This is a genomic window from Sphingopyxis sp. 550A, from assembly GCF_053569535.1.
This window is the reverse complement of sequence record NZ_CM131615.1, coordinates 4,647,274-4,672,551: the sequence shown is the minus strand read 5'-3', so window position 1 is coordinate 4,672,551 and position 25,278 is coordinate 4,647,274. Positions and strand designations below refer to the sequence as shown.

The window sequence follows — 25,278 nt, the reverse complement described above, 5'->3', positions numbered from 1 at the left end:
GCCATGCCGATCCCCGCCTTGTATCACGCCGTGCCGCCCCTCGCTGCCCCCGTTCGGTTCCTCGCGCGGCCGGTCACACGCAAATTCGTCGCTGCCTGCGTCAGGACGCAAACATTCCGTCCCGGACACGCAGTCCGAAAGAGCACGAATCATGTCGATGTGACGGCCACCAGCGAAGGCCGATGACTCCCCCTGTCTAGGCAAGGCGGCGCGAGTCGATCAAGCCCGGCGGGTGTAAAAATACTGAAATAAAAATCTTGACTCGCAAGGGGGGTCGGAATCGCGTCGGAACTACAATTTCCCTATATTTTTCAAAATCTTATTTGTGACGCCAATTATGACAGCAGCGAATCGCAGCAAATCCGTCACTTACCGCGCTGCAACACAACTGCCATCACGGCGTCACGAACGGACGCACAAAAAAATGCCCGCCGGCATCGGGCCGGCGGGCATTTTTGTACCCTTTCGGGACGATCGATCAGGCGATCGCGTTCACGCTCTTGGTCAGGCGCGAATATTTGCGGGCAACCGTATTCTTGTGGAGCACGCCCTTGGCGACGCCGCGCGCCATTTCGGGCTGCGCAGCCTTCAGCGCGGTCGCCGCGGCGTCCTTGTCGCCCGAAGCGACGGCCGCCTCGACCTTCTTCACCAGCGTGCGGATGCGCGAAACGCGATTCTTGTTCACGGTAGCGCGCGCCTGGTTGCGACGGATGCGCTTCTTTGCCTGCGGCGTATTGGCCATAAATTCCTCTAGTCTTTCAAACGGTCAACATGGTCGGAGCACAGCCTCATCGGAGCAGCCGAATCGCGCGAGGTGCGGCGAATCAATGTCCGGATGCGGCCGGTTCCGGACGACCGGACCCTGCTCGAAGGGTGCGCCCATAGCCACGAAGGGCTGTCCGGTCAATGCCTATTGCGGCACAAAGGCCCCTCAACGCTGGCATTTCGGGCAAAAGAAGGTCGATCGCCCACTCTGCACGACGCGCGCGATCGTCCCGCCGCATTCGCATGGCTCGCCCTCGCGCCCATAGACGCGCCAGTCCTTCGCGAAATAGCCGAGGTCGCCCTCGGGACTCAGGAAATCGCGCAAGGTCGATCCGCCCGCGGCGATCGCGGCGGTCAACACCGCCTTGATCGCGGGCACCAGCGCCGCGAATTTCGCGCGCGACACATCGGCCGCGGGCTTCAGCGGCGAAATCTTCGCCATGTTGAGCGCTTCGCAGACATAGATGTTGCCGAGCCCCGCAACGACCGTCTGGTCGAGCAGCATCGCCTTGATCGGCGCGCGCCGACCGGCCAGCGCCCGTGCCAGACAGGCAGCATCGAAATCGTCGGACAAAGGCTCGGGGCCCAAGGTCACGAACGCCGGGAACAGCGCCAGCGGATCGCCGTTCACCAGGTCGACCGACCCGAATCGCCGTGGATCGTGAAGGAACAGCCGGTGCCCCGCGCCGGTTTCGAGCAGCAGATGGTCGTGCTTCCCCGCCTCGCCGCCCTCGGTCCGCCAGCGCCCCGACATGCCGAGGTGGAAGATCATATGATCGTCGCGGTCGGTCGACACGATGCCATATTTGGCGCGGCGCGACAGGGTGGTGACGGTCGCGCCGGTGAGCCGCTGCGCGAGATCGGCGGGAAAGGGGCGGCGAAGGTCGGGGCGGAAGGTGGTGACCGCCGTCAGCCTTTGCCTTTCGAGGAAGGGAGCAAGGCCGCGGACGGTGGTTTCGACTTCGGGAAGTTCGGGCATATCGCGCATCGGGCTACGCGCCATTTGCGCGGGCGGCAAGGCCCGGCTAAAGGCCTTTCGACTTTATCTCTCCCCGCAAAAGGCGCGCGATCCATGGCCACTCCCGACACCGTCAGCTTCGGCTATGAACAGGTTCCCGCGGGCGAGAAGACTGCGATGGTCGGCGAAGTGTTCAGCCGTGTCGCGCGCAAATACGACATCATGAACGACGCGATGTCGGGCGGGATGCACCGCCTCTGGAAGGACCGCTTCGTGCGCCGCGTGAAACCGCGCAGCGGCGAAGCGATCCTCGACATGGCCGGCGGCACCGGCGACATCGCTTTTCGCATGGAGCGGTCGGGCGCGAGCATCACCGTCGCCGACATCAATCCCGACATGCTGGGCGTCGGCATGGAGCGAGCGACCGAGCGCGGCATCGACAGCCTCGTCTGGTCCGAGCAGAATGCCGAGAAGCTCTCCTTCCCCGATCAGTTCTTCGACGCCTATACGATCGCTTTCGGCATCCGCAACGTCACCGACATTCCGGCCGCGCTCAGCGAAGCACACCGCGTGCTGCACTATGGCGGGCGCTTCTTCTGCCTCGAATTCTCGACCAACGAATGGCCCGGCTTCGCGCAGGCCTACGACGCTTATTCGCACCATCTGGTGCCCAAGCTCGGCAAGCTGATCGCGCAGGACGAGGACAGCTATCGCTATCTGATCGAATCGATCCGCCGTTTCCCGCCGATGCCCGAATTTGCGCGGATGATCCGCGAGGCAGGCTTTACCGCAGTCAAGGTCGAACCGATCTTGGGCGGCCTCGTCGCGATCCACAGCGGGTGGAAAGCGTGAGCGTGACCGCACTATTTATCCCCTCCCGCAAGCGGGAGGGGCAGCGAGACTTGCGAACTTGTTCGCTAGTCGCAGCGGGGTGGGCCGTCCGCACCGTTGCTGCCCACCCCCAGCCCCTCCCGCCTGCGGGAGGGGAGAGAAAGTGACCCGCCCCGTCACCCATATCTTCCGCCTGCTGAAATGGGGCCGTATCCTCGCGCGCCACGGGGCGCTGCGCGGGATCGAGAGTGCGCCGCAGACACCGCCGGGCGTGAAACGCCTGTGCCGCCTCGCGCGCTTCGGCACGATCCAGCCGAGGATACCCGATTATGCCGCGGCCTTTCAGGCGATCGGTCCCGCCGCGGTCAAGCTCGGCCAGACGCTCGCGACGCGCCCCGACCTCGTCGGCGAGGAAGCGGCGCGCAATCTGCTCACCCTGCAGGACGCGCTCGCCCCGGTCGGCTTCGAGCGTATCAGGGCCGAGATCGAGCAGACCTTCGAGGCACCGCTCGAAAGCCTCTACGCCGAATTCGACCCCGAACCCGTCGGCTCGGCCTCGATCGCGCAGGTCCATCGCGCGGTGACGACCGACGGCCGCAAGGTCGCGGTCAAGGTCCGTCGCCCCGGCATCGACAAGCAGTTCGCGCGCGACATCGAAACCTATGAATGGGCGGCGGCGCATCTCGAAGCTTTTGGCGGCGAAGCCTCGCGCCTCCGCCCGCGACAGGTGATCGCCAATTTCCGCCGCTGGACGCTGCGCGAACTCGACCTGCGCCGCGAGGCGGCCTCGGCCTCCGAACTCGCCGACGCGATGGTCGGGGTGCCGACCTATGAGGTGCCCGCGATCGACTGGGACCGCACCGCGAGCCGGGTGATGACGCTCGACTGGATCGACGGCATCAAGATTTCGCACCGCGACCAGTTGATCGCCGCGGGGCACGACATGGAGAAACTGGCGGCGCACCTCGTCAACGCCTTCCTCCGCCAGGCGATCGCCGAGGGTTTTTTCCACGCCGACATGCACCAGGGCAATTTGTTCGTGAAAGGCGACGGCACGATCGTCGCGGTCGATTTCGGCATCATGGGGCGCATCAACCGGCAGGCGCGCTACTGGCTCGCGGAAATCCTCTATGGCCTCACCACCGGCAATTACCGCCGCGTCGCCGAGATTCACTTCGAGGCGCAATATGTCCCCGACTATCACAGCGTCGAGGAATTCGCGACAGCGCTGCGCGCGGTTGGCGAGCCGATGCGCGGCAAGCCGGTGAGCGAGCTTTCGGTCGGCCAGATGCTCGATGGGCTGTTCGCGATCACCCGCGATTTCGACATGCAGACGCAGCCGCACCTGCTGCTGCTGCAAAAGACGATGGTGATGGTCGAGGGCGTGGCGACGATGCTCGATCCGAAGATCAACATGTGGGACGTCTCCGGCCCCTTCGTGCGCGAATGGATTCGCGACGAACTGGGCCCCGAGGCCGCGCTCGCCGACGGCCTGCGCGAACAGGGCAAGACGCTGGCGCTGATCCCCGACATCATCCGCCGCCTCGACGCGCAATTGCCGAAGCCCGGCGGCGCACCGCCCGCACCGCCGCTGCCCGACGTCGCGCTGATGTGGGAAAAGGGTGAGAAGCGCGTCTGGTGGCGTCATGCACTGACGGCGCTTGTCGGCGCGGCGGCGGGAGCGGCCGCGTTCAACTGGTTCGGTTGATTCGAAAGACCGATGCGCATATCATATGCGCAAGGAGAATGGCGATGAACCGTCCCGCCCGATTCGAAGGCCCCAAGAAGGCCACCAATGTCTCGCTGAGCGCCGACCTGGTCGAAGAGGCGAAAAGGCTGGGCCTCAACGTCAGCGAAGCCTGTCAGGCCGGTCTTGCCGCCGAGGTGAAGAAGGCACGCGAAGCCGTGTGGAAGGAAGAAAATCGCGCCGCGATCGAAAGCTGGAACGATTATACGCGCAAACATGGGCTGCCGCTTGCCAAATACCGGCTGTTCTGATGCCGCAGTTCGATGTTTACAGAAGCCGCGATGGAAACGAACTGTTGCTCGATTGCCAGAGTGATCTCCTCGGTCATTTCGACACGCGCTTCGTCGTTCCGCTGGTCCCGACGCAAACCGCGCAGAAGCTGTCGCGCCTTCATCCGCTTTTCGAAATCGACGGCCAGCGCCATATCATGGCGACGCAATTGGCATCGGCCATTGATGCAAAGGAACTCGGTTTGCGCGTCGCGTCGCTGACCGACCGGCGCTACGACATATTGAACGCGATGGATATGCTGCTGACGGGAGTATGACGATGGCGGCCAAGCGCATCCTGCTCATCATCGGCGGCGGCATCGCCGCCTACAAGAGCATCGAACTCGTCCGGTTGCTTCGCAAGTCGGGCTATGTCGTGCGCTGCGTGCTGACGCGCGCGGGCGAGCAGTTCGTGACCCCGCTGACGCTCGCCGCGCTCAGCGAGAATAAAGTCTATACAAATCTTTTCGACCTGAAAGACGAGGTCGAGATGGGGCATATCCAGCTCAGCCGCGAGGCCGACCTCGTCGTCGTCGCGCCCGCGACCGCCGACCTGCTCGCGAAGATGACGGCAGGCATCGCCGACGATCTGGCGACGACGCTGCTGCTCGCGACCGACAAGCCCGTGCTCGCAGCACCCGCGATGAACGTCCGCATGTGGCTGCATCCGGCAACGCGGCGCAACGTCGCGACGCTGCGCGGGGACGGCATCACCGTGATGGAACCCGACGAGGGCGAAATGGCATGCGGCGAATATGGGCCGGGACGGCTTCCCGAACCGCAGGCGATCAGGGATGCAATCGACAAGGCGCTTTCTTCTCCCCTCCCGCTTGCGGGAGGGGCCGGGGGAGGGCCTGTTTCGTTGGCAAGCGGCAACCCCACGGACACGCCCTCCCCTAACCCCTCCCGCAAGCGGGAGGGGGACATCGACGGCCAGCCCGACTTCGCGCCCGCAAACCATCGCCCCCTGTTCGGCCGCCGCATCCTGATTACCGCGGGGCCGACGCACGAGCCGATCGACCCGGTGCGCTACATCGCCAACCGGTCGAGCGGAAAACAGGGTTTCGCGATCGCAGCAGCGGCCGCCGAGGCGGGCGCCGAGGTACTACTGATCGCCGGCCCGGTGCCGCTGCCGACCCCGCCGGGCGTGATCCGTGTCGATGTCGAGACCGCGCGCGAGATGGCGGCCGAGGTCGAGGCGGGCCTGCCCGTCGATGCCGCGATCATGGTCGCCGCCGTCGCCGACTGGCGCGCCGCCGATACTGCAGCTCAGAAGATCAAGAAGGATGGCAGCGGCGCGGTCCCGCCGCTCGCACTGGCCGAGAATCCCGACATTCTCGCCGGCCTTGCGAAAAGCCCGCGGCGCCCGCCGCTGCTGATCGGCTTCGCCGCCGAGACCAACGATGTGATCGCGCACGCCGAAGCGAAGCTCGCGCGCAAGGGCTGCGACTGGATCGTCGCCAACGATGTTTCCGCCGACCCGATGGGCGGCGAGACGAACCGCGTGCATATCGTCAGCACGGCTGGCGTGGACAGTTGGGACCGGCTGCCGAAGCATGCTGTCGCCCGCAAATTGATGGAAAAGATCGCCGATGAGCTCGACGCCCACCTGCCCGCTTCCGATGATTGAAATCGCGATCCAGCGCCTGCCGAACGGCGGCGGACTGCCCCTGCCTGCCTATGCCAGCGACGGCGCAGCTGGGATGGACGTCGTCGCGGCCGAGACGCTGACCTTGCGCCCCGGCGCGCGCCACGCGGTCGCGACCGGCTTCGCGATGGCGATCCCGCCCGGCTATGAAGTGCAGGTGCGTCCGCGGTCGGGCCTTGCGCTCAAGCACGGCATCACCTGCCTCAACACGCCGGGGACGATCGACAGCGACTATCGCGGCGAGGTGAAGGTGATCCTCGCCAACCTGTCCGACGATAATTTCGAGATCGCCCGCGGCGACCGCATCGCACAGCTCGTCCCCGCCCCGGTTCAGCGCGCCACCTTCGCCGAGGTCGAGACGCTCGACGAAACCGCGCGCGGGACGGGCGGCTTCGGCTCCACCGGGGTCGCCAGCGACGAAGCCATCGAGGACGACAATATCCCCGAGAATGTCGGCTCGCTCGCGGCGATGAAGATGCGCCAGCCGGGCGAATAGCCCTTGCTCAGCGACGCCGAACTCGACCGCTACGCGCGCCAGATCATCCTGCCCGCCTTCGGCGGCGCGGGGCAGGCGAAGCTGAAGGGAGCCCATGTCGCCATTATCGGCGCGGGCGGGATCGGATGTCCGGCGATCACCTATCTGGCCGCAGCGGGCGTCGGCAAGCTGACGATCATCGACCATGACCGGATCGAGCTGTCGAATCTCCAGCGCCAGCCGCTCTTCACCGACGCCGGCCTCGGCGCGCTGAAGGCCGAGATCGCGGCCGATGCCGCGCGGCAGATCAACCCGCATGTCGAAGCGGTGGTGATGGCGGAACGGATCGATGCAGGCAACGCCGAGGCGCTACTCGCGGGCGCCGGCCTGATCCTCGACGGTTGCGACAATTTCGCGACCCGGCTCGCGGTCAACGCGGCCGCAGTCGCGCTGCATATCCCCCTGCTCTCCGCCGCGATCGGTGCCTTCGAGGGACAGGTCGCGCTTTACGAAGGCTGGCGCGCCGACAGCCCCTGCTATGCCTGCCTCGTCGGCGACGATCCCGACCGTCCCGGCATCAATTGCGCCGAGCAGGGGGTGATGGGCGCGCTCGCGGGCATGGTCGGGACGATGGCGGCGCTCGAAGCAGTGCGCGCGCTCACCGGCTGGGGCCGGACGCTGACGGGCCGGCTGACGATCCTCGACATGCTCGACCGACGCTGGCGGGAGGTCGCGATCGCCAAGGAACCGGAGTGCCCGATATGCGGGGGCTGAGCCTTATCGCCGCTACCGCCGACGGCGGCCGCTTCTATGCCGCGCTCGAAACCGCGGCCGCGGCGAGCGCGCTGGGGCGCCCCACGCGAGTCTTTCTGCAAGGCGAGGCCGCGGCATTGCTCCGCGCCCCCGTTTCGTTCGACGGCGACCCCGCGCGCCGGGCCGCCGGCCAGCCCGACCTCGCGTCGCTGATCGCCGAGGCGATGGCAATGGGCGTGCGGCTGGTCGTCTGCCAGTCGGGCATGGCGCTTGCCGGCATGAGGGCGAGCGAGTTGGTGCCGGATATCCGTGCGGGCGGGCTGGTGAGCTTTCTGAGCGAGGCGGGCGCCGAAGACCAGCTGGTCGTTTATTAAATGCCGTCACCCCGCGAAGGCGGCGTTATGGTCACGGATTCTTGCAGACGGTGATCGCGTCGGGCGCAGGCCGCTTGCCGTAGGGGACGAAGCGCGCGAGATAGCCCCCGGCGTGCGCCTTGTCGTCATAGGAGACGAGCTTGTAGCCCACCGCCTCGAACTCGCAAACGAGCAGGCGGAAGGGCGTGCCGTGCTGCGCGATCGGACGGTCGCCGTCGACGACGATCACCTGCCCGCCCTTGCGAAGCGCCGGACGCAGCCGCCACAGGAAGGCGTAGGGCTCGCCGATCTCGTGATACATATGGACCATGAAGACGCGGTCGAAGCTGCCCGCGGGCAGCCGCGGATCGTCGACCGCGCCGAGTTTCAGCGAGACATTGTCGAGTCGCTCGCGCGCGACGCGGTCGGCAAGGCGCTCGATCACCTCGGGCTGGATGTCCTGCGCGAGGACCCGGCCCGTGGCGCCGACCCGCGGCGCCAGGCGCACCGTATAATAGCCGTCACCCGCGCCGATGTCGGCGACGGTCATGCCGGGGCGGACGTCGGCCGAATCCATGATGTCGTCGGCCTCGTTGACGCGGTCGCGCGCTTCCTCGGTCGACCATTTGGTCGAGGTGATCGGCGCAACCGGCCGGTCGGCGGGCGGAAACTCGCGCGCGGTCTCGGGGCGGTCGCTGTCGCTGCTCCACGGATTGTCGCAGCCGCCGAGCGACAGCGCCGCCAGCGCGGCAAGCAAGGCCGCGCGGCGGATCATCAGTCGATATCCTCCACCTCGACCTTTTCGCCCGTCACCTTCTGCGACAGCGCCGCCGCCATGAACGGATCGAGCGCGCCGTCGAGCACGTCGCCGGGCGCGGTCGAGGTCACGCCGGTGCGCAAATCCTTCACGAGCTGATAGGGTTGGAGGACATAGGATCGAATCTGGTGGCCCCAGCCGATCTCGGTCTTCGCCTGATATTCGCCCGATGCTTCGGCCTCGCGCTTCTGCAGCTCCGCTTCGTACAGGCGCGCTTTCAGCATTCCCATCGCGGTCGCGCGGTTCTTGTGCTGCGAGCGGTCGATCTGCGACGCCACGACGATGCCGGTGGGCATATGGGTGATGCGCACCGCCGAATCGGTGGTGTTGACGTGCTGCCCGCCCGCGCCCGAGGCGCGATAGGTGTCGATCTTGAGGTCGCTTTCCTTGATCTCGATCTCGATATTGTCGTCGATCACCGGATAGACCCACACCGACGAGAAGCTGGTGTGACGACGCGCCGAGCTGTCGTAGGGCGAGATGCGGACGAGGCGGTGGACGCCGCTTTCGGTCTTGGCATAGCCATAGGCGTTCTCGCCCTTGACCAGCATCGTCGCCGACTTGATCCCCGCCTGATCGCCCGCCTGATATTCGATCAGTTCGACCTTCATGCCGCGCTTTTCGGCCCAGCGGCTGTACATGCGCTGGAGCATCTCGGCCCAGTCCTGGCTTTCGGTGCCGCCGGCACCGGCATGAACCTCGATATAGCAGTCGTAGCTGTCGGCTTCGCCGGCGAGCAGCGCCTTGATCTTGTCATCCTCGGCGCGGGCGGCGAGCGCCGCAAGGCTGGCGACGGCATCATCGACGAGCGCCTCGTCGCCTTCCATCTCGGCAAGCTCGATCAGCTCGACGGTGTCGGCCATCTCCTTTTCGATCGCGCGCGTCGCGGTAATCGCCTCGTCGAGACGGCGGCGTTCGCGCATGACCTCCTGCGCCGCCTTGGGGCTATCCCACAGCGTCGGATCCTCGACCTTCGCGTTGAGTTCGTCGAGCCGGCGCAGGGCGCGGTCCCAATCGAGGAACCGGCGCAGCAGCGCCAGCGCGGCATTGATCGTATCGACATGATCCTGCGCTTCGGCGCGCATGGTCTTAGCTCCTGAAATTCGGTTGGCACCGGCCATAAAGGCTGGCGCGCCATAGACAAGCGTCAGATGATCCCGCCGCGATCGTCGAGGAAGTCGGCGTCGGTGCGCCGACCATTGCCCTGCTGGACGGGTGTATCTTGGCGTTTCGGCGTCTTGACCGGCTTGATTTCCTCTTCGCGGATGGTCCTTCGCGGCTCGCTTTCGGGCTTGAAAGCCTCCCAGATGATCGCTGCTTTCGGATCGGTGCCCGGCCAGCTTCCATAGACGCGGCGGCCCGACTGGCGGTCAATGCGCACCATACGAATGCCCTTCGGCGCCGTGAACGGCACCGGGGGCGCGTCCGCCAAGGCGCCGAGGAAGAAATCCTTGAAGATCGGCGCCGCAAAGCTGCCGCCCTGCGCATAGCCGCCCATGCTCCGCGGCTTGTCGAAGCCGATATAGACGCCGGCGACGACGTCGGGCGAACCGCCCACGAACCAGACGTCATTCGGTCCGGTGGTCGTCCCGGTCTTGCCGAACAGCGGCACGCCGAGATCGCGCAGCCGCACCGCGGTGCCGCGCTGGACGACGCCTTCGAGCATGTGGACGACCTGATAGGCGGTCAGCGGATCCATGAGTTGCTTGCCCGACGGCGCGAACCGCGGCATCGGCCGCCCGTCCCAATCCTTGGCATTACAGCCATCGCACGGACGCCAGTTCTTCGGAAAGATCACCTTGCCGCGCCGGTCCTGCGCATAGTCGATCAGCCGCGGTTTCAATTCGCGGCCGTGGTTCGCGAGCATCGAAAAGGCGTTGGTCATCCGCTCGACCGTCGTCGTCCCGGCGCCGAGCGCAGTCGACAGATAGGGTTCGTGCTTGCCGATGCCCATCGTCTTGATCGTCTCGACGATCGGTTCCATCCCGATCTGGCTCGCGGTGCGCACGGTCATCAGGTTGCGCGACTGTTCGAGGCCCCAGCGCATCGTATGCTCGCCCGATCCACCGCCGCCGCCGAAGTTGCGGAAACATTTGTTGCCAAGGTTCGCACCCTGATAGACGCAGAAGGGGCCGTCGACGATCATCGTCGCCGGGGTCATGCCGTTGTCGAGCGCGGTCGCATAGACGAAGGGCTTGATCGTCGATCCCGGCTGGCGTTCGGCCTGCGTCGCGCGGTTGAACGGCGACAGGCGCACGTCGAAGCCGCCCTGCATCGCATAGATGCGACCCGAATGCGGGCTTTCGACGACCATGCCGCCCGACACTTCGGGAATGTTGCGAAGCTGGTAGACGCCGGGCGCCGTCGCCTTGACCGCGATCAGGTCGCCGGGGCGCATCGCCGAAAAGGCACTGCCGCCGGTCTTGCGATAACCGAGCGCGGCTGCGCCTGCCGGAAGCGTGCCGGTATCGCCGTTCGCAAAGCCGATCCGCGCGCCGCCGGCCGATTTCGACAGCACCGCCGCAACCCGCCAATTGTCATAGTCGATGCCGATGAAACTCGACGCGAGACGGCTCTGCCACTGATCGTCGACATCGATCCGCGCGATCGGTCCCGACCAGCCCTTGCCGGCGTCATATCGCTGGAGCCCCTTGCGCAAGGCGCTCGTCGCCGCATCCTGCATCTTGCCGTCATAGGCGGTGCGAACCCACAGGCCGCCGCCATAGACCGACAGCGGGCCGTCGTCGGGAGTCTCGCCGAACTGGTCGATGAGCTGGCGGCGCACCTCTTCCATATAATAGCCACCGACTTGCGCGACCGCCTTGTTGCCCGTTTCGGAGAGGCCGAGCGGCATCGCCTGCGCGGCGTCGCGCTGCGCGGCGGTGATCCAGCCGTTGCGGAACATTTCCGAAAGGACGAAATTGCGCCGCGCCATCGCCTTGCCGGCATTGCGCGCGCGGCCATAGGTTTCGGGCGCCTTCGGCAAGATGGCGAGGAAAGCCATTTCGTGGAGCGCGAGCTGATCGACATCCTTGTCGAAATAGGCGCGCGCCGCCGCCTGCACGCCGAAACTGCGGCGGCCGAGCGGAATCTCGTTCAGATAAAGTTCGAGGATCTGCTCCTTGGTCAGCGCCGCCTCGATGCGCTTGGCGAGGATCGCCTCGCGGATCTTGCGGGTATAGCTGACTTCGTTGGTCAGGAGCAGGTTCTTCGCCACCTGCTGGGTGATCGTCGAAGCACCGATCGGACGGCCGCTGTTCGTCAGATTGGTGATGATCGCGCTGACGATACCGGGATAGTCGATCCCGCCATGTTCGAAGAAGGTGCGATCCTCGGCGGCCAGATAGGCGCGGACGAGGAGCGGCGGATACTCGCTATATTCGAGCTGGACGCGCCGTTCGCGCGCATAGCTGTGGACCGGCTTGCCCTCGGCATCGCGGACCATCGTCGGCAGCGGCGGCTCGTAATCGCGAAGCTGGTCGACCGACGGCAGGTTGCGCGCGAAGACGACCCAGCCGAGGATCAGCGCCAGCAGCCCCGCACCGGCCAGATAGCCGAGCCAGCGGAACCAGCGGCGCAGCCACATCTCGCGAAACCAGGATATGGCCGCATTGCCGTCGCGGCGCAGGCGGTAGCGGAAATGGGACATGGTCTCGGACGGCATAGGGCCAAGCCTCTAAAGGCTGCGCGCGCGAAAGGGAAGCGGGGTTGCGGCGGGCTGCGCTTTGGCTCGGCGGCACCGGCCCCTTCCGACGTCAGTAGAAGATCAACGCGCCCGCCCGCGCGCGCTCACCGGCCAGATCGCGACCAGCGTATCGCCCGACACGACATGATAATGGTCGTAGAGATTCACCGTCGGGTCGCAGTGCGGAACCGTCAGCGTCACCGGATCGCCCGGCGCGAGCCGGTCTCCGATACCGGAAGCGATCAGCACCGAATGCTCGTCACCCATGAAGGCGAAGCGCGCATCCTCGGGCGCGCCGCGCCGGACAACCGCGACCCCGCCGTCGGTCGACAGCGACTTGAACCCGGCGTCGATCGTGACAAGTCCCGAATGATTGGCGCTGACGACGCGCGCATCGACGCCGAGCGCGACCTCGAACGGAGCATCGCCGGCACCTGTCAAATCGCAATCGAGATATTGCTTGTCCATAAAGACATAGGATCCCGCCTGAAGCTCGGTAAAGACGCCGAGGTCGAGGTCGATCCGGTGCGTGCCGGTGCCCGATCCGGTAACGATTTCGGGCGCGAAGCCTGCATCGGCAAGCGCCGCGATCACGCTTTTCAGATAATCGGTGCGCTCGGTGATCGCGGCGCGGCGTTCGGCATAATCCTCGATATGCTGCTGCGATCCGCAATAATATTGGACGCCGCGATAGCGAAGGCGCGGCAGCGCCGCGATCTCGCGCGCGAGATCGACCGCCGCCTCAGCCGACGCGACCCCGGTACGCCGGATGCCCGGATCGATGTCGATCACGATGTCGAGCGTCGCGCCTGCGGTTTCCAGCGCCACGTCGATGCGTTCGGCGACGGCGGGATGGTCGACGACCGCCATCAGCCCGTCGGCACGCGCCGCGAGCGCGGCGAGCCGTTCGATCGCGCGCGGCGCGGCGACCGGCGAGGTAATGAGAATACCCGCGATACCGCCTTCGGCCAGCACCTCGGCCTCGCCGATCTTCGCGCAGCAGACGCCGAGCGCCCCGGCATCGATCTGGCGCTTCGCGATATCGACGCTCTTGTGCGTCTTGGCATGCGGGCGCAGGCCGACGCCGTGACCGGCCGCGTGTGCAGCCATCGCCGCGATATTGCGGTCGAGCGCCGCAACGTCGAGCACCAGCACCGGCGTGTTGAGGTCGGCGCGCGAGCCCTGCCGGCCGATCAGAGGCGCATGAAGGCCAAGGTCGTCGCTCATGTCGTCAGCGTCCCGTCGCCGCGATCCGGCGCGCGAAATGAATCTGCACCGCATCGCGCACCCCGCGCGCAATCTTCTGCTGCCCCGCCTTCGACGAGAGGAATTCGGCGTCCGCCTTGTTCGATACGAAGCCGGTCTCGAACAGGATCGACGGCGTGTCGGGCGCCTTCAACACCACGAACGACGCGAAGCGATGCGCGGTGGTGCGAAAATCGACTTCGTCCGACGCCTCGCGCTGGAGCAGGCGCGCGAAATCCGACGCGGTGTTCATCGTCTCGCGCTGCGTGAGATCGAGCAGGATCGAAGACACCGCGCTGCCATGCGCGCCGAGGTCGACGCCATTGATGATGTTCGCCTTGTTCTCACGCGCTGCGAGCCGCGCCGCCTCGCGGTCCGATGCGACCTCGGACAGCGTATAGACCGAGGCGCCGTGCGCCTGTTCGTTCGCGGCGGCATCGGCGTGGATCGAAAGGAAGAGATCGGCCTTCAGCCGCCGTGCGATGCCGTAGCGCTCCTCGAGCACCAGAAAGCGGTCGTCGGCGCGGGTCAGCGCAACGCGCACGCGGCCCTGCGCGACCAGTGCATCGCGGATCGCCTTGGCGAGCGCGAGCGTGATGTCTTTCTCGCGCTGGCCGCCGTGCGGCGAGATCGCGCCGGGATCGTGCCCGCCATGCCCCGCGTCGATCACCACGAGCGGCAGGCGCGGGTCGGCAGGTCCCTCGATCGCGGGAAGCGGCAGCGCGGGCTTCGGCTTGCCGATCGGAACGGTGACGCTGTAGCGCTTTTTCGGGCGCTCGGCGCGATACCGGGCGATATCGGGCCGCGAGACGCGCTCCAGCCCGGTGCTGTGCCGGAAGGCATCAGCCGATTGCGCCATCGGCGACGACAGGCTCGCGAAAGCGAACCCCAGCGCGGCCGCCCGACCGCCGCGTCGCGACCATGAAATGATCCAGCGTCTGTTCGAAACCATGAAGCCCTCGGCCGTGAAACACGGTGAATCCCTTATTAGGCCTATCCTGTCAAACAGCGGTTAACCGTTCGCGAAAGGCGCGTGATGGTTGCAATAGGGTGACATATTCCCATCTTTGTGCGGTGGCGAGGTTGCCGTGGGCGCATGCCGATGCTAGCACCCCCCACACTGACGGTGTCCTTCCCGGCGCCGTCCGGCCTTTTGAGGGGAAGGCCCGGCCCGCGCGAATCGCGGATCGAGGCCGCCCCGGTGCCGGGCACGTGGGGAAGAACGCACGTCCGTCAGTCCACCCGGATGATCGGGCGGCCGGTGCGACCTTCCCCTTGGAATGTCGATCGACCTCTCCGCTCACCCAAGTAACCAGGTTGATGCCGCATGAGGCTTGCCATGCCCTCTTCAGATCGCGACGCAGGCGCTTTTGCCCCTGCGCTTGTCGCGGCCGGAGACCGCATGCGCGTCCAGGACCGGACGCAAGCCGCGCACGGCAATAACGTCATCTTTTCTTTGAACCCCATCTTTTCTTTGAACCTTAGCGACCGCCGCCGTCCGTCCCGGATGGTCGCGGCCTTTTTGTTTGGCGCGCTGCGGCGCGCCTGGAGTAATAATAATGACCACGCGCATGTTGATCGACGCGCGGCACCGGGAAGAAACCCGGGTCGCCGTCACCAAGGGAAACCGCATCGAGGAGTTTGATTTCGAGTCCGCCGAGCACAAGCAGCTCAAGGGCAATATCTATCTGGCCAAGGTAACCCGCGTCGAACCGTCGCTGCAGGCGGCGTTCGTCGAATATGGCGGCAACCGCCACGGCTTCCTGGCCTTCAGCGAAATCCACCCCGACTATTACCAGATTCCGAAGGAAGACCGCGACGCGCTGCTGCGCGAAGAGGCCGAACATGCCGCCGAGGCCGCGCTGCGCGCCGAGGAGGACCTCGACGAGCTCGAAGGCGATGTCGCTGACGTCGAATATCATGACGACGACAATGGCGACGCCCCCACCCCCGAAACCATCGGCGAAGACGCCGATGGCGACGAGGAAGAGGGCGCCGAAAATGGTGACGCCGAAGAAAGCGAAGAGGGCGCCGAAGAGGGCAAGGATGATCGCGGCGACCGCAAGCGTCGCGGGCGCGACAGTCGCAAGGGAGGCGGCCGGGGTCGCGGACGCAGCCGTCGCGGCGACGATGAGGACGGCGAAAGCCGCATGTCGCTGCGCCGCCGCTACAAGATTCAGGACGTCATCCGTCGCCGCCAGGTGATGCTGGTGCAGGTCGTCAAGGAGGAGCGCGGCAACAAGGGCGCGGCGCTGACCACCTATCTGTCGCTTGCCGGCCGCTATTGCGTGCTGATGCCCAACACGATGCACGGCGGCGGAATCAGCCGCAAGATTTCGAACGGCGCCGATCGCCGCAAGCTGAAGGCGATGATCGACGAGATGGGCCTGCCGCCGACGATGGGCTGCATCGTCCGCACCGCGGGGATGAGCCGCACCAAGGTCGAGATCAAGCGCGACTTCGACTATCTCGCGCGCCTGTGGGACGAGATTCGCGACAAGACGCTGGGGTCGAGCGCGCCGGCGCTGATCCATTCGGACAGCGACCTCGTCAAGCGCGCGATCCGCGACATCTATCACAAGGATATCGAGGAAGTGCTCGTCGAGGGCGACGAGGGATACAAGGCCGCGAAGCAGTTCATGAAGCTGCTGATGCCGAGCCACGCGCGGCGCGTGAAGCAATATGCCGACCCCGTGTCGCTCTATCAGCGCTACGGCGTCGAGGATCAGCTCGCGGGGATGCTCAATCCCGTCGTGCAACTGAAATCGGGCGGCTATCTGGTGATCAACCCGACCGAGGCTTTGGTGTCGATCGACATCAACTCGGGCCGCTCGACGCGCGAACATAATATCGAGCAGACCGCGCTCAGCACCAACCTTGAGGCGGCGCACGAAATCGCGCGCCAGCTTCGCCTGCGCGACATGGCGGGGCTGATCGTCATCGATTTCATCGACATGGATCACGGCTCGAACGTCCGCAAGGTCGAGCGCGCGATGAAGGACGCGCTCAAGAATGACCGCGCGCGCATCCAGGTCGGCCGTATCTCCGGCTTCGGCCTGATGGAGATGAGCCGCCAGCGGCTGCGCACCGGGGTGCTCGAAGCATCGACGCGCCCCTGCCCGCATTGCGAAGGCACCGGCCTCGTCCGCACCGCTTCGTCGGCGGGCCTCAGCGCGCTGCGCCTGATCGAAGAGGAAGCCGCGCGCGGCAAGGGCAGCAAGATCATCCTGCGCGCGAGCCAGGAAGCGACCTTCTATCTTCTCAACGAAAAGCGCCGCGAACTGCGCGAGATCGAAGAGCTCTACGGCGTCAGCGTCGAAATCCTCCCCGACGGCGAGACCGAAGGCGCGCGGATGGCGGTCGAGGTCGGCGGTCCGCCGCCGGTCCAGCGCCGCAGCTTCGCCCCGATCGTCGAGATCGAGGACGAGGAAGACGACTTCGTCGAAGAGGACGAGGATGAAGCCGCCGAGGAAGAGGCCGAGGCCCGTCCGGCTCGCCACGAACGCCAGGACGGCGGAGACGAGGGCGACGGCGAAGGCCGTAAACGCCGCCGCCGCCGCCGTCGCGGCCGGCGCGGTCGCCGCGACGAGGAAGGCAATGAAATTCCCGACGCCGAGGCTGGCGACGACGCCGATGCCGAGGAGGCACCTGCCGAAGAGGCTGCGCCGGTAGAGGCCGAAACCGCCGAAACCGAGGAAGCCGAAGCGAAACCGCGTCGCCGGCGTGGCGGACGCGGCCGCAAGAAGGCCGAAGAGGGGACGGAGACCGAAGCCGAAACGGTCGCGACCGAAGAGGCCGCGCCGGCGGAAGCCGAAGCCGTTGCCGAACCTGTCGCCGAGGAAGCGCCGGCGGCCGAGGAAAAGCCGAAGCGCAAGCGCGCGCCGCGCAAGACCAAGGCCGCGCTTGCCGCCGAAGCCGAGGCCGCGGAAGCAGCCGAAACGGTCGAGGCGCCCGCCGCCGAACCCGCTCCCGAAGCCGAAGCCGAAGCCGAAAAGCCCGCGCCGAAGAAGCGCGCGAGCCGCGCCCGGAAGAAAGCCGAGCCGGCGCCCGAAGCCGCGCTGGAGCCTGCCGCGGCCGGCGACGCCGAACCGGTTCCGGCTGAAGCGCCCGCCGAGCCGGTGGCCGCCGAAGCGGGTGCCGATGAGGACGCCCCCGACGGCGAACCCCGTCGCGGCTGGTGGCAGCGCACCTTCGGGAACTGAACCGATTTTCCGCGAGGGGAAGGGATGCTTCCCCTCGCGGAGACGAAATATGTCCATCATTCCCGCAAAATCGGGAATGATGAGGGAAATGGACTGCGCTGTCGCGCAACTGATCGCATAACCGCAATCTCATAGCTTGCACCTGCGCACCTCGCGCCCCAATAAGCCTCCATGACTTCAGTCGAGGTTCAGACGCGCGGCGCGAGAGAGGCGGCGATGACCGCCCTTTCCCCCCACAGCGCGCTCCACGCGCAAGGATGGCGCGCGCTTTTTCGCCTTCTGCTGACGATCGTCGCGATGATCGCGATTTCGGCGCGCCCCGCGGCGGCGCAGTCGATCCTGCGCGATGCCGAGACCGAGGCGCTGTTCCAGGACATGATGGATCCGCTGCTCGTTGCGGCGGGGCTGCGTCCCGGACAAGTGCAGGTCCATCTGCTCGGCGACCGCAGCATCAACGCCTTCGTCGCGGGCAGCCAGGACATCTATGTCTTCAGCGGATTGATCGAAACCGCCGACAGCGCGGAGGAAGTGCAGGGCGTGCTCGCACACGAACTCGGCCATATCATGGGCGGTCACGCGATTCGCGCGAGCGAAGGCGCCAAGACGGCGACCGGAATCTCGCTGCTCAGCCTGCTGCTCGGCGCCGCGGCGATCGCCGCGGGTGGTGGCGACGCCGGCATGGGCATCATGATGGCGGGCCAGCAGGCGGCACTCGGCAAATATCTGGCCTTCAGCCGCACCCAGGAAGCGACCGCCGACGCCGCGGGCGCGCAATATCTGTCGAAGGCCGGAATCAGCGGCCGCGGCAGCCTCGCCTTTTTCAAGAAGCTGCAGAATCTCGAGTTCCGCTATGGCGTCAAGCAGGACGACGAGCAGGCCTATGGCCGCACCCACCCGATGTCGGGCGACCGCATCCAGACGCTGCGCGAGGTCTATGTCGTCGATCCCGCGTGGGACAAGCCCGCCGACCCGAAGATCGAGGCGCGCTTCCAGCGCATCAAGGCGAAGCTGTCGGGCTATATCGCCGATCCCGACCGAACCCTGCGCAAATATCCCGAGACCGACACCAGCATCCCGGCGCGCTATGCCCGTGCCTATGCCTGGCACAAGAGCGCCTATCCCGACAAGGCGCTCGGCGAGGTCGAGGGACTGCTCAAGACCGATCCACACGACCCCTATTTCCTCGAGCTCGAGGGACAGGTGCTGCTCGAATCGGGGCGGCCCAGGGATGCGATCCCGCCGCTGCGCGAGGCGGTCGCCAATTCGCGCTCGCAGCCGCTGATCGCCGCGACCCTCGGCCATGCACTGATCGCGACCGAGGATCCCGCCAATTTCGCCGAGGCGGAGAAGGTGCTGAAGACCGCAGTCGCGCTCGACAATCAAAATCCTTTCGCCTGGTATCAGCTCGGCATCGTCTATGCGAACAAGGGCGATCAGGCGCGCGCCGCGCTCGCTTCGGCCGAACGCTATAATCTGGAAGGTGGACAGTCCGGGCTTGCGCTGCGTAATGCCGAAACGGCGATGCAGGGTTTGCCCGAAGGGTCGGCCGACTGGATTCGCGCACAGGATATTGCACTGGTGTCGCGCGCCGAGGTGGAACGCGAGCGCAAAAAGCGCTAGATTCAAACTAGATACGATAGGGACGCATCGTCGCGAGCGATGCACAAGGGCGACAAGTGACCGAAAAGAAAGACGATTATTACCAGCCGTGGCTGCGCGACCCGGCCCCGACGCCCGAAGCGTCGGCCCCCGCGCGCGATGAAGGCTTGGCCAAGCCCAAGGACGAGCCGCCCATCGGAATCGACCTCGCGCGCTACAAGGCCACCGAAAAGCCGCAAGCGCCGCTGGTGAAACCCGAAGCGATCAAGGCAGGTGCCGCAAGGCTCTGGGACCGCGTCAGGGACGGCGCCGAAGCCTTCGCCGACTGGACGATCGGGGTCGGCGAACGCGCCGACATTCCCGCGCGCGTCGAGGCGATGGAAATCCCGCGCCGCTCGCGCGAACTGGCCGCAAGGACGGGCGCACTGACGGCGCGCACCGCAAGCGCCATCGGGCGCGGATCGGCGAAAGCAGGCCGCGCCGCGGCAAAAGCGAGCGGCGAAACCTGGGACAAGATAGCGCTCGGCGACAAGGTCGCCAGACTGTCGAGCGAAGCCGGGCGCGGCATCGGCGAGGTTGCGGGCAAGACCAGGGCCGGGATCAGCCATGTCGCCAAGGCGGGCAGCGAGAGCCTGCGCGAACAGATCGGCGAAGCCGCGACCAAATTGCGCCCCACGCCGCGCGAAGAGGCCGGACCGCCGCCCTCGGGCCTCGAACAGCTACTCGCGCGCGAAGAGGCCGAAGCAGGCGTCGCCGAAGCGGCCGCGCCCGACCTGCCGCTCTTCACCGGCGAGGCGGTTGCCGCCGCCGCGCCGCCGCCCGCAAAACCCGCCAGGGCAAAGGCCGCCGCCGCGACGCCGCCGCCCTCGATCTCCGGCCCCGAACCCGACGACCGTATGCCGCATCGCCCCGTGCCGCGCGCCGCGGCGTCCGGAAACGCCCTCCCTGCGCCGCTCTGGGCGATGGCGCTTGGCACCCTGCTTTTGCTCGGCGCCGTCTTCTGGCTCGGCGGTCGCTTCGGCGGCGGAATGAGCAAGAGCGAAGTGGAAACCATCGTCGCCGACTATATCCGCGCGCACCCCGAGATGATCCCCGAAGCCTTCGAGGCGCAGCGGAACAAGGAAATGGCGAAGGCGGTCGATGCGGTGCGTCCCGCACTCGAAAAGCCCTATGCCGGCGCATGGGCGGGCAATGCCGACGGCGACGTCACGCTGGTCGTTTTCACCGACTATGCCTGCGGTTTCTGCCGCGCGAGCGTGCCCGACGTCGATCGGCTGATCCGCGAGAACAAGCGCCTGAAGGTCGTGTTCCGCGAACTGCCGATCATCTCGCCGCAGAGCCGCGACGCCGCGATCATGGCGCTCGCCGCCGCGCGGCAGGGCAAATATGACGCCTTCCACCACGCGATGTTCGCCGCCTCCTCGCTCGACCCGTCGGCGATCGCCGCGGCGGCGCAGAAGGCGGGCGTCGTCACCGATGGCAGCGCCGACGCGACCGCGAACGAGGCGCTGTTCCAGCGCGAGATCGATTCGAACCTTGCGCTCGCGACCCAGCTTCAACTCAACGCCACCCCGACGTGGATCGTCGGCGACCAGCTCTTCCAGGGCCAGGTCGGCTATGACGCGCTCCGCCAGGCGATCGCCAAGGCGCGGAAGAAAGATTGAGGATGAAGACGGACCGGGCGCAGGCATCGATCGCGCGCGGGGTCCGCAATCCCGAACTGATGGCAGCGGCGCTGGCGCTGGTCGAGGGGCGGCTCCACGATGCCGAGCCGGTGTTGAAGGCGCATCTGAAGCGCGATCCGTTCGATGTCGCCGCGATCCGGATGCTTGCCGAGCTCGCGGCACGGATCGAACGCTATCGCGATGCCGAGACGCTGCTGCGCCGGGCGCTCGAACTGGCGCCCGACTTTCTCGCGGCGCGGTCGAACCTCGCGACGGTCCTGCATCGCCAGGGGCGGTCGGCCGAGGCGATCGCCGAGCTCAATGCGCTGCAGCAGGTCGATCCGGGTAATCCCGGCAACGCCAATCTGAAAGCCGCCGCGCTGGGCCGCGTCGGCGAGTTCGACGAAGCGCTCGAACTGTATGAGCAGGTGCTGCAAAGCGCCGGCAAGCAACCGAAAATCTGGATGTCCTATGGCCATATGCTCAAGACCGTCGGGCGCCAGGCCGACGCGGTGGCCGCCTATCGCCGGGCGCTCGCGCTTCACCCTGCACTCGGCGAAGTGTGGTGGAGCCTCGCCAATCTGAAAACGCTGCGCTTCGACGACACCGACCTGTCGGCGATGGAGGCGGCGCTGGATCGCGGCGACATCACCGCCGAAGATCGCTTTCACCTGCATTTCGCGCTGGGCAGGGCATATGAACAGCGACAGCAGCCCGAACCGGCCTTTGCCCATTATGACCAAGGCAACGCGCTGCGGCGGACGCTGCTCGACTATGACGCCGACCAGACGCGGGCCGCGGTCGATCATGCCAAGGCGCTCTACACGCCGGATTTCTTCGCAGCGCGCGGGGGTCATGGCGCCGATGCGCCCGATCCGATCTTCATCGTCGGTATGCCGCGCGCGGGCTCGACGCTGATCGAGCAGATTTTGTCGAGCCATTCGATGGTCGAGGGCACGATGGAACTGCCCGATATCCCCAAACTATATGCGAAAGCGCGCAATATGGGCGGGATTGCCGGGCTAACGGCCGATCAGGCCCGCGAACTGGGCGAACAATATCTGCGCGAGACGCAGGTCCAGCGCAAAAGCGACAAACCCCTCTATATCGACAAGCTGCCGAACAACTGGCTGCACACCGGCTTCATCCGGCTGATCCTGCCGAACGCGAAGATCATCGACGCGCGCCGCCATCCGATGGATTGCTGCTTCTCCAATTTCAAACAGCATTTCGCGCGCGGGCAGGCGTTCAGCTACAGCCTGTCCGATATGGGGCGCTATTATGCCGACTATGTCGATCTGATGGATCATATCGACCGGGTGCTGCCCGGGCATGTCCACCGCGTCTTCCACGAAGGGGTGATCGCCGATCTGGAAGGAGAAGTGCGCGCGATGCTGACCTATCTCGGGTTGCCGTTCGAGCCGTCCTGCCTCGATTTCCACAAGAGCGACCGCGCGGTGCGCACCGCGAGTTCCGAACAGGTGCGGCGGCCTATCAACCGCGACGGTGTGGACCAGTGGCGCGCGATGGAACCGTGGCTGGGGCCGCTGGTCGAGGCGCTGGGGCCGGTTCTGGCACATTATCCGGCGTCCGCCTGAGCCTGTTGCAATTTTGTCATAGTGACCGCGAATCCGCCGCCGCGCGGAGCCGATTTCACATGCCCGATTGACGATCCCCCCCATGTTGCGACACCCTCTTTCCCGCGCCGCACAAACGGCGACAAACGGGCAAAGAGGGGGGCTTTTCTATGCGGGTCCATGTTTCACGCCGCGCGCTGCTGCTGGCTTCACTGTCCTCGACGATCCTGACATCGGGAACGGCCTGGGCACAGGAGGCCTCGAAGACCGATTATGGCGACGAGATCGTCGTCACCGCGCAGAAGCGCGAGGAAAATCTTCAGGACGTTCCGATCAGCATCCAGGCGCTGGGGACCAAGAAGCTCGACCAGCTCAACGTCGCGAATTTCCAGGATTTTTCCAAGCTCCTGCCGAGCGTTTCCTTCCAGTCGAGCCAGCCGGGCGTCACCACCGTCTATATGCGCGGCGTCGCGAGCGGCGGCGACGGCAATCATTCGGGCTCGCTGCCCAGCGTCGGCGTCTATCTCGACGAACAGCCGGTGACGACGATCGGCGGCACGCTCGATGTCCATATCTATGACATCGCGCGCATCGAATCGCTCGCGGGGCCGCAAGGCACGCTCTATGGCGCCTCGTCGCAGGCGGGCACGATTCGCATCATCACCAACAAGCCCGATCCCTCGGCCTTCGAGGGCCGCGTCGATGGCGAGATCAACAGCATCAAGCATGGCGGCATGGGCGGCCGGCTCGAAGGCATGCTCAATGCGCCGATCAGCCCGATGGCGGCGGTGCGCTTCGTCGGCTGGTATCAGAAGGACGCCGGTTATATCGACAATGTGCCGGGAACGCGCAGCTTCCTCGGCGCGCCGATCCTCGATGAAGGCGGGAATCTGGTCGGCAACCAGCCGGGCATCACCGTCAACAACAACGCGTTCGTCGAAAAGAATTTCAACGACGCCGAAGTCTATGGCGGGCGCGCCGCGCTGAAGGTCGATCTCGACGACAATTGGACGGTCACCCCGACCCTGCTCTATCAGAAGCAGACGAGCCACGGCACTTTCTATCAGGACCCCAAGGTCGGCGACCTCCAGGTCCAGCGCTTCTACCCCGACAAGCGCACCGACAAGTTCATCCAGGCGGCGCTGACGATCGAAGGCAAGATCGGCAATTTCGACATCACCTATGCGGGCGCCTATCTCGACCGCAAGGCCTATCAGATCAACGATTATACCGATTATGCCGAAGCCTATGACCAGCTTTACGCGAACTACACCTACGAAGGCGATTTCGTGTGCAGCGGCCTTCGGGGATGCTTCTATCTTCAGGACAATGCCGGCAACACCATCGACCCCCGGCAATATATCATCGGCACCGACCATTTCCGCAAGATGAGCCAGGAACTGCGCATCGCGTCACCGCAGGACGAGCGCTTCCGCGTCGTCGCCGGACTCTTCTACCAGCGCCAGAGCAACCATATCCACCAGGATTACATCATTCCGGGCCTCGCCGACGCGCTGTCGGTCAACGGCCATCCCGGAACGCTGTGGTTGACCGAACAGAAACGCGTCGACAAGGATTATGCGGTCTTCGGCGAAGCGAGCTTCGACATCACGCCAACCGTCACGCTGACCGGCGGCGGGCGCTATTATAAATATGACAACAGCCTGATCGGCTTCTTCGGCTTCGGCCGCAATCCCGATGGCCCGCCCTATAATGGCGCGGCCAGTTCGCGGACGGGCGTCGCCGGCTGCTACACGACGACCGGGGAGATATTGCGCGACAATCCGGACGGGACGCTGCTGCCGGCGACGGTGGAGGGCAGCCCTTGCACCAACCTCGCCGATTATGTGAACGGCAAGCTGGTCCCCAAGCGCACCAAGGACACCGGCTTCACGCACCGCCTGAACCTGACGTGGAAACCGAGCGAGGATATCCTCGCCTATGCGACCTGGTCGCGCGGTTTCCGGCCCGGCGGGATCAATCGGCGCGGGACGATCGCGCCCTATGCCGCCGACTTCCTGACCAATTACGAATTGGGGCTCAAGACCACGCTGGCGGGCGGAATGGTCCGGCTCAACGCCGCCGTCTATCTGCAGGACTGGAAGCGCTTCCAATTCTCCTTCCTCGGCGAGAACAGCTTTACCGAGATCCACAACGGTCCGAACGCGCGGATCAAGGGGATCGAGGCCGACGTCAACATCCGGCCGGTCGAAGGGCTGACGATCGCCGCCGCCGCCTCCTATACCGACGCCAGGACCCGCAACAATCTGTGCGAGATCGACGACCCGACCTATCAATGCACCGACCCGGGCAATTCGATCGCCGCGGCGAAGGGCACGCGGCTGCCGGTGACGCCGAAGTTCAACGGCAATGCGACGCTGCGCTATCAATTCCCGGTCGGGCCGGGCGAAATGCACTTCCAGTCGGTGATCGCGCATCGCAGTTCGGCCACGCCGGATATCCGCGTCCCGACGGCGAACGCGCTCGGGCGAATCCGGGGATCGACCACGGTCGATTTCGCGCTCGGTTTCGACTGGAGCAATTACAGCTTCGAACTGTTCCTCCAGAACGCGTTCGACGAGCGCGCCGAACTGTCGCGCTTCTCCAACTGCGGCCAGTGCGACGGCCGGGTGCAGATATTGGTGAACCAGCCCCAGACGATCGGGGCGCGGCTGGGCGCCAAGTTCTGA

At 66.0% G+C, this 25,278-nt stretch carries 19 protein-coding genes and 2 pseudogenes; 13 read left to right on the top strand and 8 right to left on the bottom strand.

The window, feature by feature from the left end; translation table 11 throughout:
• Positions 1–478 precede the first annotated feature (478 nt).
• Complete coding sequence (gene rpsT / locus ACVENA_RS22615; RefSeq protein WP_257547308.1) at positions 479–742, bottom strand: 30S ribosomal protein S20; 264 nt, start codon at positions 740–742, stop codon at positions 479–481.
• A gap of 189 nt (positions 743–931) precedes the next feature.
• Positions 932–1,744: a bifunctional DNA-formamidopyrimidine glycosylase/DNA-(apurinic or apyrimidinic site) lyase gene (gene mutM / locus ACVENA_RS22610; protein ID WP_449328986.1), complete on the bottom strand. Its 813-nt coding sequence runs from the start codon at positions 1,742–1,744 to the stop codon at positions 932–934.
• A gap of 93 nt (positions 1,745–1,837) precedes the next feature.
• Between mutM and ACVENA_RS22605 the strand changes: the two genes are divergently transcribed.
• From ACVENA_RS22605 to ACVENA_RS22570, 8 genes and pseudogenes are all read left to right on the top strand, one after another.
• Positions 1,838–2,575, top strand: coding sequence for a class I SAM-dependent methyltransferase (locus ACVENA_RS22605; RefSeq protein ID WP_449327124.1), 738 nt, complete (start codon positions 1,838–1,840; stop codon positions 2,573–2,575).
• 142 nt (positions 2,576–2,717) lie between these two features.
• Positions 2,718–4,262 (top strand): 2-polyprenylphenol 6-hydroxylase, encoded by a 1,545-nt coding sequence (gene ubiB, locus ACVENA_RS22600; RefSeq protein ID WP_449327123.1) that lies wholly within the window; start codon positions 2,718–2,720, stop codon positions 4,260–4,262.
• 44 nt (positions 4,263–4,306) lie between these two features.
• Positions 4,307–4,552 (top strand): type II toxin-antitoxin system CcdA family antitoxin, encoded by a 246-nt coding sequence (locus tag ACVENA_RS22595; protein ID WP_257547301.1) that lies wholly within the window; start codon positions 4,307–4,309, stop codon positions 4,550–4,552.
• The gene (locus ACVENA_RS22590) at positions 4,552–4,848 is read left to right on the top strand and encodes a CcdB family protein (protein ID WP_257547299.1); all 297 of its coding nucleotides are present in this window, start codon (positions 4,552–4,554) and stop codon (positions 4,846–4,848) included. The genes ACVENA_RS22595 and ACVENA_RS22590 overlap by 1 nt, the downstream gene beginning before the upstream one ends.
• Before the next feature lie 2 nt (positions 4,849–4,850).
• Positions 4,851–6,200 (top strand): bifunctional phosphopantothenoylcysteine decarboxylase/phosphopantothenate synthase, encoded by a 1,350-nt coding sequence (locus ACVENA_RS22585; RefSeq protein WP_449327122.1) that lies wholly within the window; start codon positions 4,851–4,853, stop codon positions 6,198–6,200.
• Positions 6,193–6,624 (top strand): annotated as a pseudogene (gene dut / locus ACVENA_RS22580) (dUTP diphosphatase); the annotation flags it as partial. The gene ACVENA_RS22585 and the pseudogene dut, both read left to right, overlap by 8 nt.
• Before the next feature lie 93 nt (positions 6,625–6,717).
• Positions 6,718–7,467 (top strand): HesA/MoeB/ThiF family protein, encoded by a 750-nt coding sequence (locus tag ACVENA_RS22575; protein ID WP_449327121.1) that lies wholly within the window; start codon positions 6,718–6,720, stop codon positions 7,465–7,467.
• Entirely contained in the window at positions 7,455–7,820 is a 366-nt protein-coding gene (locus ACVENA_RS22570; RefSeq protein ID WP_449328985.1) for a DsrE family protein, read from the top strand. The genes ACVENA_RS22575 and ACVENA_RS22570 overlap by 13 nt, the downstream gene beginning before the upstream one ends.
• Positions 7,821–7,851: 31 nt before the next feature.
• On the opposite strand, the gene ACVENA_RS22565 is transcribed toward ACVENA_RS22570, so the two are convergent.
• The 6 genes and pseudogenes from ACVENA_RS22565 to ACVENA_RS22540 all read right to left on the bottom strand — a co-directional run bounded on the left by ACVENA_RS22565 (position 7,852) and on the right by ACVENA_RS22540 (position 15,119).
• Positions 7,852–8,574 carry a class I SAM-dependent methyltransferase gene (locus ACVENA_RS22565; protein WP_257547293.1) on the bottom strand — a complete coding sequence of 241 codons (723 nt, stop codon included), beginning with the start codon at positions 8,572–8,574 and terminating at the stop codon, positions 7,852–7,854.
• Positions 8,574–9,701, bottom strand: a complete 1,128-nt coding sequence (gene prfB, locus ACVENA_RS22560) for a peptide chain release factor 2 (RefSeq protein ID WP_449327120.1) — start codon at positions 9,699–9,701, stop codon at positions 8,574–8,576. Before prfB ends, ACVENA_RS22565 begins: the two co-directional genes overlap by 1 nt.
• A gap of 62 nt (positions 9,702–9,763) precedes the next feature.
• A complete protein-coding gene (locus tag ACVENA_RS22555; protein WP_449327119.1) occupies positions 9,764–12,265 on the bottom strand; it encodes a penicillin-binding protein 1A in 2,502 nt (833 codons plus the stop codon).
• 117 nt (positions 12,266–12,382) lie between these two features.
• On the bottom strand, positions 12,383–13,528 hold the full coding sequence (locus tag ACVENA_RS22550; protein WP_449327118.1) for a DSD1 family PLP-dependent enzyme: 1,146 nt from the start codon (positions 13,526–13,528) through the stop codon (positions 12,383–12,385).
• A 4-nt stretch (positions 13,529–13,532) separates the two neighbouring features.
• Positions 13,533–14,420: pseudogene (locus ACVENA_RS22545) on the bottom strand (N-acetylmuramoyl-L-alanine amidase family protein); the annotation flags it as partial.
• Between the two features lie 474 nt (positions 14,421–14,894).
• Complete coding sequence (locus tag ACVENA_RS22540) at positions 14,895–15,119, bottom strand: hypothetical protein (protein ID WP_449327117.1); 225 nt, start codon at positions 15,117–15,119, stop codon at positions 14,895–14,897.
• Here ACVENA_RS22540 and ACVENA_RS22535 point away from each other — a divergent pair.
• From ACVENA_RS22535 to ACVENA_RS22515, 5 genes are all read left to right on the top strand, one after another.
• Entirely contained in the window at positions 15,106–17,748 is a 2,643-nt protein-coding gene (locus tag ACVENA_RS22535; protein WP_449327116.1) for an Rne/Rng family ribonuclease, read from the top strand. The genes ACVENA_RS22540 and ACVENA_RS22535 overlap by 14 nt on opposite strands.
• A gap of 216 nt (positions 17,749–17,964) precedes the next feature.
• Positions 17,965–19,368: a M48 family metalloprotease gene (locus ACVENA_RS22530; RefSeq protein ID WP_449327115.1), complete on the top strand. Its 1,404-nt coding sequence runs from the start codon at positions 17,965–17,967 to the stop codon at positions 19,366–19,368.
• Between the two features lie 56 nt (positions 19,369–19,424).
• Complete coding sequence (locus ACVENA_RS22525) at positions 19,425–21,011, top strand: DsbA family protein (RefSeq protein WP_449327114.1); 1,587 nt, start codon at positions 19,425–19,427, stop codon at positions 21,009–21,011.
• Between the two features lie 2 nt (positions 21,012–21,013).
• A complete protein-coding gene (locus ACVENA_RS22520; protein ID WP_449327113.1) occupies positions 21,014–22,609 on the top strand; it encodes a sulfotransferase in 1,596 nt (531 codons plus the stop codon).
• Between the two features lie 149 nt (positions 22,610–22,758).
• A complete protein-coding gene (locus tag ACVENA_RS22515) occupies positions 22,759–25,278 on the top strand; it encodes a TonB-dependent receptor (RefSeq protein ID WP_449327112.1) in 2,520 nt (839 codons plus the stop codon).

Excerpts from the sequence above, each read along its gene's own strand:
- rpsT (WP_257547308.1), bottom strand. The coding sequence starts at position 742 with ATGGCCAATACGCCGCAGGCAAAGAAGCGCATCCGTCGCAACCAGGCG.
- mutM (WP_449328986.1), bottom strand. The coding sequence starts at position 1,744 with ATGCCCGAACTTCCCGAAGTCGAAACCACCGTCCGCGGCCTTGCTCCC.
- ACVENA_RS22605 (WP_449327124.1), top strand. The coding sequence starts at position 1,838 with ATGGCCACTCCCGACACCGTCAGCTTCGGCTATGAACAGGTTCCCGCG.
- ACVENA_RS22595 (WP_257547301.1), top strand. The coding sequence starts at position 4,307 with ATGAACCGTCCCGCCCGATTCGAAGGCCCCAAGAAGGCCACCAATGTC.
- ACVENA_RS22590 (WP_257547299.1), top strand. The coding sequence starts at position 4,552 with ATGCCGCAGTTCGATGTTTACAGAAGCCGCGATGGAAACGAACTGTTG.
- ACVENA_RS22585 (WP_449327122.1), top strand. The coding sequence starts at position 4,851 with ATGGCGGCCAAGCGCATCCTGCTCATCATCGGCGGCGGCATCGCCGCC.
- ACVENA_RS22570 (WP_449328985.1), top strand. The coding sequence starts at position 7,455 with ATGCGGGGGCTGAGCCTTATCGCCGCTACCGCCGACGGCGGCCGCTTC.
- ACVENA_RS22565 (WP_257547293.1), bottom strand. The coding sequence starts at position 8,574 with ATGATCCGCCGCGCGGCCTTGCTTGCCGCGCTGGCGGCGCTGTCGCTC.
- prfB (WP_449327120.1), bottom strand. The coding sequence starts at position 9,701 with ATGCGCGCCGAAGCGCAGGATCATGTCGATACGATCAATGCCGCGCTG.
- ACVENA_RS22555 (WP_449327119.1), bottom strand. The coding sequence starts at position 12,265 with ATGTCCCATTTCCGCTACCGCCTGCGCCGCGACGGCAATGCGGCCATA.
- ACVENA_RS22550 (WP_449327118.1), bottom strand. The coding sequence starts at position 13,528 with ATGAGCGACGACCTTGGCCTTCATGCGCCTCTGATCGGCCGGCAGGGC.
- ACVENA_RS22535 (WP_449327116.1), top strand. The coding sequence starts at position 15,106 with ATGACCACGCGCATGTTGATCGACGCGCGGCACCGGGAAGAAACCCGG.
- ACVENA_RS22540 (WP_449327117.1), bottom strand. The coding sequence starts at position 15,119 with ATGCGCGTGGTCATTATTATTACTCCAGGCGCGCCGCAGCGCGCCAAA.
- ACVENA_RS22530 (WP_449327115.1), top strand. The coding sequence starts at position 17,965 with ATGACCGCCCTTTCCCCCCACAGCGCGCTCCACGCGCAAGGATGGCGC.
- ACVENA_RS22520 (WP_449327113.1), top strand. The coding sequence starts at position 21,014 with ATGAAGACGGACCGGGCGCAGGCATCGATCGCGCGCGGGGTCCGCAAT.
- ACVENA_RS22515 (WP_449327112.1), top strand. The coding sequence starts at position 22,759 with ATGCGGGTCCATGTTTCACGCCGCGCGCTGCTGCTGGCTTCACTGTCC.